The organism is Dongshaea marina, from assembly GCF_003072645.1.
Taxonomy (GTDB): domain Bacteria; phylum Pseudomonadota; class Gammaproteobacteria; order Enterobacterales; family Aeromonadaceae; genus Dongshaea; species Dongshaea marina.
This window is the reverse complement of the sequence record NZ_CP028897.1, coordinates 3,919,365-3,936,725: the sequence shown is the minus strand read 5'-3', so window position 1 is coordinate 3,936,725 and position 17,361 is coordinate 3,919,365. Positions and strand designations below refer to the sequence as shown.

Below are 17,361 nucleotides of genomic sequence, written 5' to 3'. Positions count from 1 at the left end.
CTATGGGTCATGAAATGATCGCCAGCCTCCATGGAGACTGGCGATTGCTATGCACAGAATTAGTCGAGTTTCAGCCAGTATTTGGCATCAATCGCCCGGGTTTGTTCACTCAGGTTAGGATTATCAATGTGGAACACCCGGCGTTGCTTGAGCTTGGCTTCGGCAAAGGTCTTTTTCACTAAGGGCGCATTATCAAAGAACTCGATAAATGACCCATCCTCATAGGCGAGCTTGAATCCCTTGTTCAGTGCATCCACTAAAGGCTTATTGGAAGCCGAGGGCGAGACAAAGAAGAACATGGGAAACTTGTAGACCAGCATCAGCTTATCATCGACCAGCAGGTTTTTATACTGGGGACGGCTGGCGACCTCACTATAGGGCTCTATCACCGCACGAGGAAAGAGATCCGAGCGGCCGTTGTCGACGATCTTAAAGATCTTCTCAAAACCCGGAACTTCGCGAACCTTAAAGCCTCCGGATTTGAGCACATCCACATCGGCCCAGCCTTCGCCCTGAATCATCTTAAAGGCTCTGAGCTCCTCAAGGCTCTTCACACTCGCAAGTTTGGGTTCCACGGTTTTGTTGGTGATAAAGATCCTGTGTCCCAGCAGGCCTCGAAATACCGGGTAACGGATAGGGACCAGCTTTGACTCGATCTGCTTGTCGGCGCCGAGCCAATCCACACTAATCTCCCCCTTGGCTAACAGGTTGATCTTGCGTGACTGGGAATCGATAGGCTTGCGGTAGGCCTTGAGATTGGCCGTTTCACCGGATTTTTCAACCAGAAAAACCAGCAGGCTGGCCGCATACTTATCCAGATCTGAGCCTTCTCGCAATACGGGGTGGGTGATATCCAGCGCATAGCTTGATGGGATCATCATCAGCATACAGATGGACAGGAATGCGCTGCGGATGAGAGTGGTCATATGATCGCTCCTTAATAATATGACTTCACTGTAAAAAGTAGCTCACCGCAACGGTTTCGTCGTGATGTTTGCCGATAGCTTATTTAAAAAAGCTGGTCGATATGGGCAAACAATCCACAGCCATAATAGACTGGCTTGCGCTCGTCGCTTTGGACCTTGCGCAGGCCCTGATTAAAGCGTTCAATTAACGCTTTTCCATCCGGATGTTTTCTGCTGATCAGCAGGTGATATTCGTCATAGCGGATCACAAAACTGCGTTGAATCCTTTGTTGCTCCGCCTTGGGGAGATTTTGCAGCGCTTGCCTGGCCTCGAGCTCAACGGCACTGACCGCGGTGACCTTACCCTCGGCCAGCCAGTTAAAACACTGCTGCATCGAATCGGGGCTAACGCGTTTTAGTGTTTTGTCGCGGATCATCTCTCCGAGCTCCCCCAAGGCACCATAGCCTGCAGGCAAGCAGATCCTGCTTCCTCTGAGATCTTGCAAACTCTGATAGCTTGTGCCCGGAGTCTCTTTGACCCAGGCATAGGTGGGGACGCTGTACAGGGGAGCGCTAAAATGCATCTGTTTTTCACGTACCTTGGAGTATGCCCAGGGAAAGGTCGCCGTATATTGAGTGTTGACCGTTTGTATATAGGCATCCTGCCAGCGTAGCCAATAGAGTTGGCTGTCGAGCTTCTGAGCCTTGAAGGCTTGCTGAACCAGCTCGCTGACACACCCATAGTGGGGTGAACTCTTGCTGACATAGGGCGGATAGTGATCCCCCACGGCGAGCTTAATTGTGGGCTGGTTTTGTGGATTGGCATATAGCACACCGGCATAGGCCAGTAACATCAATCCTGTGATCCTGATGATATGAGACATCCTGTCCTCTCCTGCTTAAATGAGGGCTTTTTCAGGCGGCTGCCGCAACCCGGGGGCAGTAGAATGCTTAAAAAGCAGCCGACAGGGCGGATGGTAGCAAGTTGTGGTGCCCGGGTTAAGCTTTTTGTCTTGCTCAGCCGCGGTGGATGGGCCATGATCGGCGCCCCTTCACAGGAGAATAAGATGATCAGAGTTTTAATCGGGGTCGTGATAGGATTTATCATCGGTGTTTCCATCACTGGTGGTGAAATCAAAGCCCCTTCTCACCTGGATATGAAGATGCTCTCCAGCAGCACTCAGGCTCAGGACCAGCTGCAGCTGGTTAAAGATAAGATGGTGCTGGTCAAAGATAAGCTGGCTCTTGCCATAGACAAGCAGATGGATAGATAACGGCCAGTCATCGACCGAGGGATAGGATGTCACAGGAACTTGAATCTCTACTACATAAGCTGAGCGATGCCACTAGTTTTGAACTGTATCGGCTCAAGGCGCTGATCGATGCTGAGCTTGCAGACCCGGTACGCATCGAGGCGCTCCACCGGGTGTTGCAAGTTGGTCAGCGACTTCACTACTACGATAGCCAGCAACGGCTGCAGATCCCTTGCGAGCTCATAGAGATCCGCAACAAGTACCTGAGAGTCAAAGAGCTTGCCGGGGCAGGGCGCGAGGTGACGATTCCAGGCTATATGCTGAACCTGGATGGCCAGAGTGTTGAGCCCAGCTTTGTGGTTAAGCAGCCGTTGGGGCGCCATCAGCTCAGTGTCGGAGAGCGGGTCGGCTTTCATGATAAAAAGGGCCAGCCTCACTATGGAGTGATTGAGCGCCTCAATCACAAAACCGTCACCCTCAAGACAGATCAAGGGCGCTGGCGGGTTGCTTATTCATATCTGTTTTCTGTGGTCGATGGCGAAACCCAGGTATTTGAGATGTTGAATCCATGATTCTCTATATTGCAGAAAAGCCCAGCCTGGGACGGGCGATTGCCGACGTGCTCCCCAAGCCTCACAAAAAAGAGGATGGCTATATCCTGGTCGGTAATGGTGATTGCGTCAGCTGGTGTATCGGTCATCTGCTGGAGCAGGCTGAGCCGGATGCCTACGATCCCGCTTATAAGCAGTGGCGAATGGAACATCTGCCGATTGTCCCCGAGAGCTGGCAGTTGCAGCCTAAACCAAAAACCAAGAAACAGCTTGGTGTCCTGCGCAAGCTGGTGAAAGAGGCAAATCAGCTGGTTCACTGCGGCGATCCCGACCGGGAGGGGCAGCTGCTGGTCGATGAGGTGCTTGGTTTTTTAAAAGTGAACCAAACCAAGCTCAGGCAGACCCAGCGTTGTCTTATCAGTGACCTCAATGCCCAGGCGGTCCAAAAGGCTCTCAAAAAGCTTAAGAGTAACCATGATTTTGTGCCGCTTTCGACCTCGGCCCTGGCCCGGGCCAGAGCCGACTGGCTGTATGGGATCAATATGACCCGGGCCTGTACCATCCAGGGGGGGCGGGCCGGCTATCAGGGGGTATTGTCGGTCGGTCGGGTACAAACTCCCCTGCTGGGGCTAGTGGTGCGTCGCGACCGGGAGATTGAATCTTTTGAGCCTAAACCCTTTTATGAGGTTCTGGCATTGGTCAGGACGGCGGCAGGAGAGCGCTTTAAGGCGAAATGGCAGCCCAGTGAAGCCTGTCGTCCCTACCAGGATGCCGAGGGGCGGGTACTGTCCCGTCCTCTTGCCGAGAATGTGATCCGCCGGATCACCGACCAACCGGCGCTGGTGAAGGCGGTCGAGAATAAGCGCAAAAAACAGGCGGCGCCGCTTCCCTATAACCTGTCGGCATTACAAATTGATGCGGCCAAGCGCTATGGCCTGTCGGCAAAACAGGTGCTGGATACCTGCCAGGGCCTCTATGAAAAACATAAACTCATCACCTATCCTCGCTCCGATTGTCGCTACCTGCCCTCGGAGCACTTCACTGAGGGCAAGGGGGTGAGTTCAGCCATCGCACGGGTCGCAGAGCCATTGCAAGAGGCGGTTAAAGACGCTGATTTTAAGCTTAAATCCAAGGCCTGGAATGATAAAAAGGTTGAGGCTCACCACGCGATTATCCCAACCCAGAAGGTGGTCTCCCCGGAGCGGCTCACCCAATCGGAGCTTCGGGTCTATGAGCTGGTGGCCCGCCAATACCTGGCCCAGTTTTACCCACCCTGGCAGTATGATGATCGTAAGATTGAGCTTGAGATCGCCGGTGGTTTGTTTGTGGCTAAGTCCAGGCAAACGGCCCTTGAGGGTTGGAAGGCACTGTTTAAGCGTAAGGAGAGCTCCCGGGAGGGGGATGAGCCTGAGTTAGCACAGCAGCTGCCTGATCTTAAAAAAGGGGAGGAGCTGGACTGTGAGGGAGGAGAGTTACTGGATAAACTGACCCAACCCCCCAAGCGTTTTTCAGATGCGACCCTGCTGGCAGCAATGACGGGGATTGCCCGTTTCGTCAAAGATCCAGCGATTCGTAAGATCTTAAAAGAGACCGATGGGCTAGGGACCGAGGCGACCCGTGCCGGGATCATCGAGCTTCTTTTCAAACGCGGATTTTTGACCCGCCAAGGCAAGCAGATCCAGGCCACAGATGCTGGCCGGGCCCTCATCGAGAGCCTGCCGGAGAGCGTGACGGTTCCCGATATGACGGCCCAATGGGAGGCCAGCCTCGAGGCGATCAGCCAACGGCAGGGACGCTATCAGGACTTTATGGATGGTTTGCAAGGCACCCTGACCCCTTTGATTGGTCAGGTGGCCAATACCCGGATGCAGGGACTTGCCGGGATGGGGATGAAAAAGCCCGCCTACAAAAAACGCCGCCGCGCCAGTAGCAGCGGTAGCAAGAAGGGAGCAAGAGCAATAAAAAACCAGAGCTGACCCCGGCTACTCTTTCCAGTCTTTTAAGCCATATCTGTCAAGGATCTGCTGGAGTACCCCGGATTGGCGAAGCTCGCGGATCCCCCGGGTGACAAGGGCTGCATAGTTGGTCGATTGATTATCCCTGGGAGAAAACGCCAGGTAAATCTTGTGGATATGCTCGGTACGGCCGGCATATTCGATGTCGTTGCTGACTCCCATTCGCGAGGCCTTATGGGTCAGAACTATGCTGTTTTCCAAGAGCAGGTCGAAGCGTTTATACAGCAGCTTATTAATATTGATCTCCAGAGGATCGGCGCCGTAGGCATACTGAATATACTGGGTGTGGCGCTGCAAGAAAGGGTCGAGCTCCTGGCCATAGTTATAACCCATGATAAGGCCTATGGTTTTGCCCTTGAGCGACTCAAGACCCTGGTAGCGCCAGGGCTCCCCTTTTCTCACGAAAAATGCGTTATCTGAAATTCCTATCTCCTCTTCGGGAAATATAAAGTCGGGGGCATCCTCTTTATAGGAGCCTATGATGGCGTTGTACCTGCCTTGGCGGGTTAACTGGATGGCACGTTTCCATGGCAGCAGGCTATAGCTTATCTCGTGTCCTGCGGACTGAAAGATCTTCTCGACTATCTCGATAGCATAGCCGGGTCTGGATGATTTAGGCTCGCCGTTATAGGGCTCCCAGCGGTCGGCCACCACTGTGATGGTTGCGGCTGTGCAACACATGGGAAAGGCCCATAGAGTCATCAGCAGGGGAACAAGCTTAGCCAGATTCATTCGCGATCCTATCTAAGTTCTCAATCATTCAGGAGCGACTCCTGTGTTTGAGTATAGGCGGCTGAGCCCGTGGCGGGATTTAGCAAATGGAGCGGGGGAGTCTTCGGTTGAAAGAAGACGTCTCTTTGCTGTTTTGATTAACATCACTTTATGCTGGCAAAACCCCATGAGCCTTTGCCAGCATAGAATCGCAGCATTTTCTCCTTCACTGGAGTCAATGCTGCGATTGAACTCAGACCGAAAGATGATCCGGATGGGAACAGCTCTAGCCAAGGGCTGGAGTTTCATCACCGACCCGGATCACCACCTTGCCAAAGTTCTTTCCTTCAAGCATCCCGATGAGGGATTGCGGGGCTTGCTCCAGGCCGTCAATCAACTGCTCCCGGTAGTGAATTTTTCCGGAGGCCAGCCACTGGCTCATATCCCTGGCAAACTCATCATAGCGATGGCCGTAATCATCAAAGATGATGAAACCCTTGACCGTCAGGCGCTTGGTGAGGATATGACGCATCAGCAGGGGAAGCTTATCCTCACCAACCGGCAGGCTGGTCGCATTGTATTGGGAGATTAAGCCACAGACAGGAATACGTGCCCCTGTATTGAGCAGGGGCAGGACGGCTTCAAAAACCTTACCCCCCACATTTTCAAAATAGACATCAATTCCCCGGGGACAGCTCTTTTCAAGCTGGGCCGAAAAGTCTTCATCCTTGTGGTTGATACAGGCATCCAGCCCAAGCTTCCGGACCGCGAACTGACACTTATCTTCACCGCCTGCGATTCCAACAACCCGGCACCCTTTGAGCTTGGCGATCTGGGCAACCGTAGCCCCGACCGGGCCCGTTGCCGCCGCAACTACCACAGTTTCTCCGGCTTTCGGCTGGCCTATATCCAGGAGACCCATATAGGCGGTGAATCCAGGCATACCCAGGATCCCAAGGGCATAGGATAGAGGGGCTGACTCGGGATCAAGCTTTATCAGTCCGCTGCCATCTGAAACACTATAGTCCTGCCAGCCACTGTAACTGAGCACCCAGTCCCCGGGCTGAAATCCATCATGATTGGATGCTACCACCTGGGTTACTGTGCCTCCGACCATCACCTCACCCAGCCCGACAGGTTCCGCATAGGACTTTACCGCGCTCATCCGTCCTCGCATGTAGGGGTCAAGGGAGAGATAGACGGTTCTTAGTAAGATCTCTCCGGCACCGATTGTCGGAAGCGGGCCATCCAGGAGCTTAAAGTTGTCCTGATGGGGGGCTCCCTCGGGACGGGAGGCCAGGGTGATCTGCCGGTTTACTGTAGTGCTCTGTAGCATGTCTTGTTCCTCTTGTATGTTCTTTGGCATAAAGAACAATTTATATTAGACCGGTCGTCTATTTTTGTTTGGTAAAAAAACCGCAACGGGTTGCGGCTCTTCTAAGTTGCAGATAACAACTGTTGAGTCATCTGCATTGCAAGATCTACATGGGTCGCATCACGGTGCAGTTTAGTGAGTAGGCTTGCTCCGAGCCACTGTTGATAGATGATGCAGGCTGTTTGCTGCGGCTCATCAGAGGTTATCGAGCCATCGGCTATTCCGGCTTCAAGGCAAACGGCAATTCGCTGGATGATCCTTGCCGTTCCATCTCGCAGGGCCAGGCGCATCGCTTCAGACAAGTCTGCCACTTCGGCACTGAGTTTGACCACCAGGCAGTCCTGGACACCCTCTGAGGATGAGTAGTTGTGCCGCCATCGCTCCAGGTAATTGATGAGGCGCGAGCGGGATGTGACTCCTGGCTCATCCAGTAGCAGAGCGAGCCTTTTCAGGTAGTGGCTGAAGTAGTGCTCCAGTACCGACTGGCCAAAATGCTCTTTTGACTTAAAGTAGTGATAAAAAGAGCCCTTGGGGACTCCCGCCTGTTGCAGGATATGACTCAGCCCAACCCCACTAAATCCCTTAGCGGCGAAAATAGCCTGGCCGGTATCAAGCAGGTGTTGCTGTGTGTCTTGGTATTTTGTCTTCATGGGGAGATAGTAATAACAATTAGACCGGTCGTCTAGTTTTTATTTGCGGAATCTTAGAGGCAGACTCATGTGGACTAGAAAACTACTCATGCCTGAGCTCAGTTTCAGCTGCTAGCTCTCCTACTCCTGACTCAAACAACTTCCCGGGAGTGTTGGAGTTCCTTACCTGATAAGCCTTAGCCCATAGGTCGGGCGATGTTTTAGGACTTTGCCAAATGAAGCCTGTACTATGGCCTGGTATAACACCATGGAGCAACTATGAATTTTTCCGTATGGGCAATGCCGGAGGCCAGCAGCCAACAAGCGTTGCAGACGATCGTTGATGAATTGGCTGTAGAGTACGGCTTTCCGGCTTTTGAGCCCCATATCACCCTGACTCTTGCCGAAACCAACCAAAGCCAGCAACAGCTCATCGATCGCTTCGAGCAGCTAGCTCAGCAATTTTCAGCGGTCGAAAGCCTGTGTCTCGGGGCAAGGGGAGAGGATTTCATCTTTAAATTTCTGTATCTGGATATGCAGAATAATCCGCAGCTGAACTTGCTACATCAGCAGCTATGTGAGTTGGCATCACCAACCGATGATTACCGATTTCGCCCCCATCTGAGCCTGGCTTACCATCCAGATCCCCGGACCCTCAGCCCGCAAACCCTGGCAGAGCTTGAGCGGCGTTTTCGGGGAGTCAGTTTGCGTTTTGATGAGTATCGACTCATTAGTGGTGCGTTGGCTCCCGAGCTTTCATCCATTCCAACCTGGAAAGCTTTGAGTAGAGTGAAAGTGTGACTGAGCGAGCCAAGTCGCCAGGATAAATTCAGGGCATTTATCTTCTGCTATCCAGTAAGAGACAAATAAGATCAGTTTGACCTGCGGTCAGCTATTTTGTGCCAGAGGCATGAGTGTCCGGCCGCGGACTTCGGGTTAGGGGGACTGCTCACCCAGTCCCCCTAACAACCCCCAGGGTGCCCCCCGATTCGCATAACTCCTCAGAATAACTGAGTTTTTGAGGGAACAGACAAACGGGACACATATCATCCATAATATGCTTTCCCAGCTCGGCATCCTGCCTCTCGTTTCGTCACTTCAGAAGTAACTTCGCCCCTATCCCGGTTGTCTTCTCACGAGGTCCTGTCGTTCGCCCTCAAAAATTTCAGCAATTTTTCGGTGCGAATCGAAGGGGGAGTATCAAACCCCGTTAGCGAGCGCCGAGGTGAGCCGTAGAGGATAGTTATTTCTTTTCGAGGTAAGCCGTTCTCAGGCTTCCTGCCTTTCACGGCATTCGCACATCCTGTGCAGCAGATGGCGAGCCGCAAAGGTCGATGGAGGACCCATCGTGCGGAGTGAGCTTTTGATTACTTTTGGCGGTACAAAAGTAATGTGCTGCCGGCACCCCGGCAAATGCAGCGTAGCTGCAAAAATAAGCTATCCGCAGGATAGAGCATACTTGCCCGCCGCCGCTCGGCAGCGGCAACTGTGCCGCAGGCACACAAAGTTATTAGATCCCTGTGGCGAAGCCACAAATGAGAGAGTTATCCGCTTGATAAAGTGGATGCGGCCTGCTCTGCATCCAGCTGTTCAGGTGCCAGCCTGAGCTACCAGGATCCCCTGAAAGCTCAGGATGTTAAGGGGGGTGACTCATCTGAGGCTTGGCTACTCTGGCTGCGCTGAATATACTGTAGTTCCCCCGCAAAAGGATATTAAGGACAAGATGCAAACATTTACCATTGAGCATCGCAAGATGCGTTATCTGGATTTGGGACAGGGGCCTGTTATCGTGTTTGGCCACAGTTATCTGTGGGACAGTGCGATGTGGGAGCCCCAGCTAGAGCTATTAAGCCAGCACTACCGCTGTATCGTGCCAGACCTCTGGGCCCATGGACAGTCGGATATAGCCCCTGAGAAAACCCGCTCCCTCAGTGACTATGCAGATAATATTTTGGCCCTGCTGGATCATCTCAAGGTTGAGGAGTTCTCTGTCGTCGGCCTTTCGGTCGGTGGCATGTGGGGGGCTGAGCTGGCGCTGAAGGCTCCCGGACGGATGAAATCCCTGACCATGATGGATACCTTTATCGGGTTGGAGCCAGAGGTTACCCACCAGAAGTACTTTGGAATGCTCGATGCCATTGCCGGGGCAAAGGCGATCCCAGAACCACTGCTGGATATCATCACCCCAATGTTTTTTGCCAAAGATGCGATCGATACCAATCCGGATCTGGTTGCTGACTTTCGTCATCACCTGGCCTCACTCAAAGGTGAGCGTGTCGTTGAGGTGACTCGTATCGGACGGATGATTTTTGGCCGTCGCGATCTGATGGATGAGGCCGCAAAGCTAACGATGCCGGTCCTGATCATGACCGGGGCTCAGGATATGCCAAGACCCCCCCTAGAGTCACAATTGATGCATGATGCGATCGCAGGTAGTGAATATGTACTGGTGCCTCATGCTGGTCACATCAGTAACCTCGAGCAGGCCCAGTTTGTCACTGATGAACTGATGACCTTCCTCGGGAAGATCTACGCCTAAATTTACCAGGCCGGAGCCTTCCGGCCTGACTCTCTCTGCGCCCTGGTAGCGACTATACTCCTTTATATACCCCATCTTTGTGTGATCCAGGTTTGAGCCCCTGATGAATAAGAGACTGTGGAAGGATCTTCGACACTGCATCATCACTGGTAGCATCACCCTGTTTCTGGTCATCCTCTTTTGCCTGTTTGTTTGCCTCTTCTATCTCTGACATCAGTTATTTGGCTATTTGCCCAGAGCGCAGGTGCTGTTTAGCCTGCAGCCGGCTATTTTGTGGCAGAGGCACATTGCCGCTGCCGACGGGAAATCATACTTGCTTGACTTGCCGTCAGCTATTTTGTGCCTCCGGCACAGTTGCCGCTGCCGAGCGGCGACGGGTCAAGGGGATTGCTCACCCAGTCCCCCTAACAACCCCCAGGGTGCCCCCCGATTCGCATAACTCCTCAGAATAACTGAGTTTTTTAGGGAGCAGACAAACGGGAAATCCCTATCCCGGTTGTCTTCTCACGACGTCCTGTCGTTCGCCCTAAAAAATCTCAGCAATTTTTCGGTGCGAATCGAAGGGGGAGTTTCAAACCCCGTTAGCGAGCGCCGAGGCGAGCCGTAGAGAATAGTTATTTCTTTTCGAGGCATGGACGCCGAGTCACGCAGGTCGATGGAGGACCCATCGTGCGGAGTGAGCTTTTGATTACTTTTGGTGGCACAAAAGTAATGTGCTGCCGGCACCCCGGCAAATGCAGCGCAGCTGCAAAAATGCTATCCGCAGGATAGATCATACTCGCTCGCTGTCGGGCATCCCCGACATTTTTGTGCCGCAGGCACAGAAAGTTATTACATCCCTGTGGCGGAGCCACAAATTTACATAAATTCACTTATGGTTGAACCCAAGGCTGAACCCGATACAATACCCGCGCGGTTAACACCATACTATTTAAGGGGATTTCATGCTGCGTCGAGCTCGGTTGTTGGGCCTTATGACATTGCTGTTTTGTTCGGCTGTTTTTGCGGATGCAAAGATGCCATTGGCTACACCCTCCCAGGGCCACACCATGCGCCTGGCGATAGGGCCCGAGCCAACAGAGGGATTCGATCCCCTGCTGGGTTGGAGTCATGGCAGCTACCTGCTGCTCCACAGCCCGCTGATCAAGCAAAACTCCGATCTAGGCTGGAGTAATATCCTGGCCAGCAAGATCAGCTCAACAACCGATGGTAAAACCTGGACCATCCAGCTTAAGCCAAACCTCAAGTTCTCTGACGGGAGCTCCCTGACCGCCAGGGATGTTGTATTTACCTATAATCAGGCAGCTCGCAGTGGCGGCAAGATTGATATGGGGAACTTTATTTCAGCGAAACAGGTATCTCCTCTTGAGCTCACCATCAAGCTTAAGGCTCCCCAGAGTACCTTTGTCAATGTACTGGGCTCCCTTGGGATCGTCTCTGCTAAGGAGTACAACCCAAAAACCTATGCCCAAAAACCGATCGGTGCGGGTCCCTATCGGCTGGTGAGTTTCCAACCCGGTCAGCAGCTGGTGGTGGAAGCCAACCCCTATTACGCAGGCCATAAAAACGACTTCAATAAGCTGATTTTCGTGTTTCTGGATGAAGATAGTGCCTATGCTGCGGCCCGGAGTGGACAGCTGGATCTGGTGCGGATCCCGCCGTCACTGGCAATTCACTCCTCCGGCAAGCTTAAGCTATGGGTGCGTCCGAGTGTCGAGAACCGTGGTATTGTTTTTCCGACCACCCCATCCGGTAAGAAGGATGCAAAGGGGTACCCTATTGGCAACGATGTTACCGCCGATGTCGCGATCCGCCGGGCGATCAACTATGCAATTAATCGTGAGCTGCTGGCCTCTGCGGTCATGGAGGGGCACGCGATCCCGGCCTTTAGTGCCGTGCAGGGACTGCCCTGGAATAACCCGGACTCAGCCTTTAAGGATGGCGATCTGGAAAAAGCCAAAGGGATCCTGACCAAAGCAGGCTGGAAAAAAGGCCCCGACGGTGTTTTGCAAAAAGGAAAGCTCAAGGCAAACCTGACCCTCTGGTACACCAGTGGTGATAGTACCCGCCGCGATCTGGCCGAGGCGGTACGTTCTATGGTTGAGCCTTTAGGGATCAAGATGGCGCTGCGCTCCGGAAGTTGGGAGGTGGTCGAGCAGCACATGCACGCCAATCCAACCCTGTTCGGTTGGGGCAGCCTGGATCCGATGGAGCTGGTTCATCATTACAGCAGCAAGGCTGGTGGGGTGGAGTATTACAACCCGGGCTATTATCACAATGCCAGGGTCGATCAGCATCTGCAGCAGGCATTGGATGCTCCGAGCTGGCAACAGGCGGTTCCCTACTGGCAACAGGTGGAGTGGGACGGTACAACAGGTGTTGGGATCCGCGGCGATGCCGCCTGGGCCTGGCTTCTGAATGTGCAGCACACCTATCTGGCAAACCCCTGTATCAAACTTGGCAGCGGGGCTCCCGAGTTTCATGGCAGCTGGTCTGTGCTTAACAGCCTCTCCCAATGGCGTTGGACCTGCCATTGATGAAGCCTGTGGGGCTGACACTGCTGCGCCTGCTGGGACTACTGCTGTTAGTCTCGGCAGGTACTTTTGTGCTGCTGAGTTTTTCGCCGATCGACCCGATCCGCGCCTATATCGGCAGCGACCTGCTGCATGTCCCGCCAGAGCAGTACCCGCTGATCGCCGCACGCTGGGGGTTGGATCAGCCCCTGTGGCTGCGTTTCTGGCACTGGTTGAGCCAGTTATTGCAGGGCGATCTTGGCTTTTCCATGCTATATAACGCGCCGGTGGACCAGGTGATCGGCGAGCGCTTTGCCACCTCCTTTGTACTGTTGGCTGGCTCCTGGCTGCTTTCCGGATTCCTGGGGGTGTTACTGGGGCTGACTGCAGGGCGCTACCTGGGGACGGTCCTGGATCAGGGGATCACCCGGCTGTGCTACCTGCTCTGTTCACTGCCAACTTTCTGGCTGGGGCTGTTGCTGCTGGCGCTATTTGCGGTCAAGCTGCCGGTATTGCCTATCTGTTGCGCCTGGGATCCGGGTAGTACCGCCCAGAGCGCGTCGCTCATCGAGCGTCTGCGTCACCTGATCCTACCTATGCTTGCCCTGAGCCTGCTCGGGGTAGGGAATATCGCCCTGCATACCCGGGGAAAAATAGCCGAACTGATGTCCAGCGAGTTTGTTCGCTACGCCCGCGCCCAGGGTGAGCGCCCCTGGCCACTGCTGCACTTTCACCTGCTGCGTCATGCGATTACTCCGGCCATCTGCCTGCAGTTTGCCTCAGTAGGGGAGCTACTTGGTGGATCTCTTTTGGCCGAAAAGGTGTTTGCCTACCCGGGGCTCGGCCAGGCGACTGTGGATGCCGGGTTGCGTGGGGATATTCCACTTTTAATGGGAATCGTGTTGCTCAGTACCCTGCTGGTCTTTTGTGGAAATACTATCTCTGCCTGGTTATTGCGACGAATGAACCGGGCTCTGGATCGTCCGGCATGAAGCATAATCCGGCACCGGCGCTGCTGCGTCTTATTCTGAGTGCACTGCTGCTGATCATCCTGGCCATTTATGGCTGGCAGCTGCTGTCACAGTCTCTGCCTCTGGATCTACTGGCGCGCCACCAGGCTCCCTCCTGGCAGCACTGGTTTGGCACAGATAATATGGGGCGGGATCTCTGGGTGCGCTGCTTTCAGGGCGTCACCACCAGCCTGCAGGTTGGGGTCGGAGCCGCTATTTGTAGTGGTGGCATCGCCTTGCTGCTGGCGAGCTTGACTCTGTTACATCCCACTATGGATCGCCTGGTGCGGATGCTGATCGATACCCTGCTGGCATTGCCTCACCTGCTGTTGCTGATCCTGCTCTGCTTTACCCTGGGAGGCGGCAAGCAGGGCGTCATAGTGGCGGTCGCACTGACCCATTGGCCAAAGCTGGCCCTGCTGCTGCGTGCAGAGATGCACAGGGTACGAAGCTGCGACTACCTGATGTTGGCCAAGCGGATCGGCAACGGGGCCTTATATCGCTGGCGCCACCACTTTTTGCCCGCAGTGCTTCCCCAGTATCTCATCGGGACTCTGCTGATGTTTCCCCATGCCGTGTTGCACAGTGCGGCCCTGAGTTTTCTCGGGTTTGGGCTGCAGCCCCATGAGCCCTCTCTTGGTATCCTGTTAGCCGATGCCCTGCGTTATCTTTCGACGGGGAGCTGGTGGCTGGCGCTGTTTCCCGGGTTAGTTTTATTGGCGACCGTCTTGCTGTTTGATCAGCTGGCTCGCTCCCTGCAGCAACTCTGGTTGAGGTTTGAATGATTCTTGAATTTAACCGGATAGGGATCGAGAGTGCACGTTACTCCTGGCTGGGACGTCGCAGCTGGCAACCCCTACTCGAGGATATTTCGTTTGAACTGCATAGCGGCGAGATCCTGGCCCTGGTCGGGGGCAGCGGCGAGGGAAAAAGCCTGCTGCTGCAGACGGCACTGGCCCTGCTGCCGTCGAACCTGCGCTGTCGTGGTGAGATAAGCCTTGATGGTCACCCCCAAAGTGAGCAGCAGCTTCGGCAACTGAGAGGCCATACCCTCTGTTATGTTCCCCAGGGAGTGAATGCCCTCAATCCCCTGCTTTCGGTGGGGCGCCAGCTGTCACGGGCGGTTCAGCTCAGTGGCCAAAGGGTCGGGGACCATGGGATAGAGCAGCAGCTTAGCCAGTACCGCCTGCAGCCTGGGGTACGTCACGCCTATCCACGCCAGCTTTCCGGAGGGATGGCTAAGCGGATCCTGGCCTGCAGTGCCGCCCTATGCCAGCCCAGGTTTATTCTGGCCGATGAGATCACCGCCTGGCTGGATGAGTCTCTCTCCTGTCAGCTACTGGAGCATCTGCGCTGTCTGTGCGAAGGGGGTTGCGGAGTGCTATGGGTGACCCATGATCTGGCTCTGGCATCCCGCTATGCCGACCGGATTATCGCCCTGGAAAATGGCAGGGTACGGGAGGTTATTCACTGCGATGAGCTCCACGAAGGCGGGGGAAGTGCGCAGATGCAGGCTCACTGGCAGGCGCTCCCCGAGCAGCGGTTTCTATCCACTCAGGAGAGGGGCGGGCAATGTTGAAGGTGAGCAAGCTGGAGATCATCCAGGCCGAGCGCAGTCTGTGGCGGGATTTCTCGCTGGAGTTAGCTCCGGGGGAGATCTTTGGGATCTCAGCCCCCAGTGGTTATGGTAAAACGACCTTGGGCCGGGTGCTGGCCGGATGGCAAAAACCACAGGGGGGAGTATTACCCTGAATGACGAGCCATTGCCACAGCGAGGTTACTGTCCGGTGCAGCTGGTACCCCAGCACCCGGAGCAGACCTTTAGCCCCTATCGCACCACAGGCAAGTCCCTTAGTGATGCCTGGCAACCGGAGCCTCTCCAGCTGGAGCGTTTTGCGGTCAAAAAGGAGTGGCTAGGCCGCAGGCCCCATCAACTCTCGGGGGGAGAGCTGGCACGAATTGCGCTGCTCAGGGCCCTGGATCCCCGGACCCGGGTGCTGGTTGCCGATGAGATCACCGCCCAGCTCGATCCCCTGGTGCAGCGCCAGATCTGGCAGGAGTTGCTTGTCGAGTGCCGACAACGCCCGCTTTCTCTCATCGTATTCAGCCATAGCCGGGCTCTGCTCAGTAAGGTATGTGGCCGGGTGTGGGAGCCAGCGCTTCCCCTATCCAGCGGATAGCGTTTTTACCGCTGCGCTGCATCCAGATTGCGTGTGGCTTCGCCACAGACATGTCGGGGCGCCGACAGCACCCTACTTTTGTATCGTCAAAAGTAGGCAAAATCTCGCTACGCACTGCGAGTACCTCCGCAGACCTTCGCGGCTCGCCATCTGCTGCACAGGATGTGCGAATGCCGTGAAAGGCAGGAAGCCTGAGAGCGGCCTGCCTCGAAGAGAAATAGCAACTTTCAACGGTTCGCCTCAGCGCTCGCTCACGGGGTTTTAAATTTCCCCCTTTGATTCGTGCCGAAGAATCATAGAGTGATTTGAAGTTGAGCTGCATGGACGCAGCGAGTGCGCAACCAGTACAGGATGTACTGTTTGCGCTTTGCTTCAAAGCACTATGATTTTGAGGAGACACACGAATTGGGGGGCGCCCTTGGGGTCGTTAGGGGGACTGGGTGAGCATCCCTGCCATACAAGGATGTATTAATGCCGTGGAAGACAGGACGTCAGTGAACGGCTTCTTCCCGCAGGTAGCTATCGTCGATTACCATCTCTGATAATCTCTCCCTGCTCGGTATCCTTACCTCACGTTACGTTACTCCGAGAGTAACTACACCCATGACTATCGCTACATTCGCACCTCCATGTGCAGCATCCGCGGCCGGACTCCCGCTTAGCCTCTGGCAAACAGGCTTAGCTCCATTCCATCACCACAGGTGAGGGGAGTCGAAGAGATGAACCCTTTGCCAGGCTCCCTGACGTAATCAAGGTAGCTTGCTAATTTATTGGCAAACTTGTGGGTGTCATCTGCCACCACCAGAGCGCTGTCGGCAAGTTTCGGCTCAAGAGCCTTTAGCAGGGGGAGGTAAAGCTCCTTATGTCCATCCAGAAACACAAAGTCGATGGGCCCCGGCAGCCCGGAAACCATCTGGAGAGCATCCCCCTGGCAGAGCTGTATTCGATGATCTAGCCCGGCTTTGGAAAAATGGCTCCGGGCTTTTTCAACCTTTCCCTTATCCAGCTCACAACTGATGAGCTGGCCCCGGCCATTATCTTCCAGAGCACTTGCCAGGTAGAGTCCGGAGACCCCCATCGACGTGCCAAACTCAAATACCTGCTCGGGTTTTAAGTTACGGATCAGCATATACAGTAGTTTGCCCGCCTCAGGAGAGATCGCCATATATTTAAGGCTTCGATCAGGTTCCGACTCGGAGCATTCAGCTTGCTGATGCAACCTTGCCAGCAGGGAGTGGGTTCTTGTGAGGGAGCTTTGAGTCGATGCTGCACCCGGCTTGGTGTCATGGCCTGCGAAAGGAGCGGGGGACTGATGTTGTGCTTCGAAAGAGGATATTGAGGTTAAGTTTTCTGAGTTTTTCATTGGTATCACCTTATGGTTTAAGGTCGATACGCTGAGCCGAACATAAGACAAGCGCTATCGACCTTGGAGTAAAGTCAATTGCGCGTCGAATCACGTTAACGCTCACGTGCATGCCTGTCGACATGCCAGCTGTTGTAGAGCCAGCCTTTGAACGGCCCATCTTAGCCATTTTTTTGATAAATGCAATAAATACAGGAACAGGCTCCCCCTCAGAGTCGCCTGAAAATCCCTTTCCGAGAGCGTTTAACAAAAGCCAAAAACCGGTTTTGCAACGGCTCATGTAACAATTTTGTGATCTATTTATACTTTTTTGAACC

At 54.3% G+C, this 17,361-nt stretch carries 15 protein-coding genes and 1 pseudogene; 10 read left to right on the top strand and 6 right to left on the bottom strand.

Annotated elements, in window-relative coordinates; translation table 11 throughout:
- Positions 1 to 59 precede the first annotated feature (59 nt).
- Both DB847_RS18385 and DB847_RS18380 read right to left on the bottom strand, forming a co-directional pair.
- Complete coding sequence (locus tag DB847_RS18385; protein ID WP_108652007.1) at positions 60 to 926, bottom strand: hypothetical protein; 867 nt, start codon at positions 924 to 926, stop codon at positions 60 to 62.
- An 83-nt stretch (positions 927 to 1,009) separates the two neighbouring features.
- Positions 1,010 to 1,789, bottom strand: a complete 780-nt coding sequence (locus DB847_RS18380; protein ID WP_108652006.1) for a substrate-binding periplasmic protein — start codon at positions 1,787 to 1,789, stop codon at positions 1,010 to 1,012.
- Between the two features lie 183 nt (positions 1,790 to 1,972).
- Here DB847_RS18380 and DB847_RS24525 point away from each other — a divergent pair, with 183 nt between their 5' ends.
- From DB847_RS24525 to DB847_RS18365, 3 genes are read left to right on the top strand one after another with little or no spacing between them, the layout of a single operon-like run.
- Positions 1,973 to 2,179: a hypothetical protein gene (locus tag DB847_RS24525; RefSeq protein ID WP_159084738.1), complete on the top strand. Its 207-nt coding sequence runs from the start codon at positions 1,973 to 1,975 to the stop codon at positions 2,177 to 2,179.
- 26 nt (positions 2,180 to 2,205) lie between these two features.
- Complete coding sequence (locus DB847_RS18370; protein ID WP_108652004.1) at positions 2,206 to 2,730, top strand: hypothetical protein; 525 nt, start codon at positions 2,206 to 2,208, stop codon at positions 2,728 to 2,730.
- The gene (locus DB847_RS18365) at positions 2,727 to 4,685 is read left to right on the top strand and encodes a DNA topoisomerase III (protein WP_108652003.1); all 1,959 of its coding nucleotides are present in this window, start codon (positions 2,727 to 2,729) and stop codon (positions 4,683 to 4,685) included. Before DB847_RS18370 ends, DB847_RS18365 begins: the two co-directional genes overlap by 4 nt.
- A gap of 6 nt (positions 4,686 to 4,691) precedes the next feature.
- Here DB847_RS18365 and DB847_RS18360 read toward each other — a convergent pair whose 3' ends face one another.
- The 3 genes from DB847_RS18360 to DB847_RS18350 form a co-directional block, all read right to left on the bottom strand.
- Positions 4,692 to 5,456: a substrate-binding periplasmic protein gene (locus DB847_RS18360; protein WP_108652002.1), complete on the bottom strand. Its 765-nt coding sequence runs from the start codon at positions 5,454 to 5,456 to the stop codon at positions 4,692 to 4,694.
- 265 nt (positions 5,457 to 5,721) lie between these two features.
- A complete protein-coding gene (locus DB847_RS18355; protein WP_108652001.1) occupies positions 5,722 to 6,771 on the bottom strand; it encodes an NADP-dependent oxidoreductase in 1,050 nt (349 codons plus the stop codon).
- A 101-nt stretch (positions 6,772 to 6,872) separates the two neighbouring features.
- Positions 6,873 to 7,460, bottom strand: a complete 588-nt coding sequence (locus DB847_RS18350) for a TetR/AcrR family transcriptional regulator (protein WP_108652000.1) — start codon at positions 7,458 to 7,460, stop codon at positions 6,873 to 6,875.
- A 258-nt stretch (positions 7,461 to 7,718) separates the two neighbouring features.
- Between DB847_RS18350 and DB847_RS18345 the strand changes: the two genes are divergently transcribed.
- The 7 genes and pseudogenes from DB847_RS18345 to DB847_RS18315 all read left to right on the top strand — a co-directional run bounded on the left by DB847_RS18345 (position 7,719) and on the right by DB847_RS18315 (position 15,681).
- Positions 7,719 to 8,240: a 2'-5' RNA ligase family protein gene (locus DB847_RS18345; protein ID WP_108651999.1), complete on the top strand. Its 522-nt coding sequence runs from the start codon at positions 7,719 to 7,721 to the stop codon at positions 8,238 to 8,240.
- Positions 8,241 to 9,162: 922 nt separating this feature from the next.
- The gene (locus DB847_RS18340; protein WP_108651998.1) at positions 9,163 to 9,978 is read left to right on the top strand and encodes an alpha/beta fold hydrolase; all 816 of its coding nucleotides are present in this window, start codon (positions 9,163 to 9,165) and stop codon (positions 9,976 to 9,978) included.
- Positions 9,979 to 10,922: 944 nt separating this feature from the next.
- Positions 10,923 to 12,515 carry an ABC transporter substrate-binding protein gene (locus DB847_RS18335; protein WP_199911622.1) on the top strand — a complete coding sequence of 531 codons (1,593 nt, stop codon included), beginning with the start codon at positions 10,923 to 10,925 and terminating at the stop codon, positions 12,513 to 12,515.
- Positions 12,515 to 13,483, top strand: a complete 969-nt coding sequence (locus tag DB847_RS18330; protein WP_108651997.1) for an ABC transporter permease — start codon at positions 12,515 to 12,517, stop codon at positions 13,481 to 13,483. The genes DB847_RS18335 and DB847_RS18330 overlap by 1 nt, the downstream gene beginning before the upstream one ends.
- Positions 13,480 to 14,286, top strand: a complete 807-nt coding sequence (locus DB847_RS18325) for an ABC transporter permease (protein WP_108651996.1) — start codon at positions 13,480 to 13,482, stop codon at positions 14,284 to 14,286. The genes DB847_RS18330 and DB847_RS18325 overlap by 4 nt, the downstream gene beginning before the upstream one ends.
- A complete protein-coding gene (locus DB847_RS18320) occupies positions 14,286 to 15,080 on the top strand; it encodes an ATP-binding cassette domain-containing protein (RefSeq protein WP_108653017.1) in 795 nt (264 codons plus the stop codon). The genes DB847_RS18325 and DB847_RS18320 overlap by 1 nt, the downstream gene beginning before the upstream one ends.
- Positions 15,074 to 15,681, top strand: a pseudogene (locus DB847_RS18315) (ATP-binding cassette domain-containing protein). Before DB847_RS18320 ends, DB847_RS18315 begins: the two are co-directional and overlap by 7 nt.
- 658 nt (positions 15,682 to 16,339) lie before the next feature.
- Here the strand turns inward: DB847_RS18315 and DB847_RS18310 are convergent.
- Entirely contained in the window at positions 16,340 to 17,044 is a 705-nt protein-coding gene (locus tag DB847_RS18310; protein ID WP_108651995.1) for an O-methyltransferase, read from the bottom strand.
- Positions 17,045 to 17,361 lie beyond the last annotated feature (317 nt).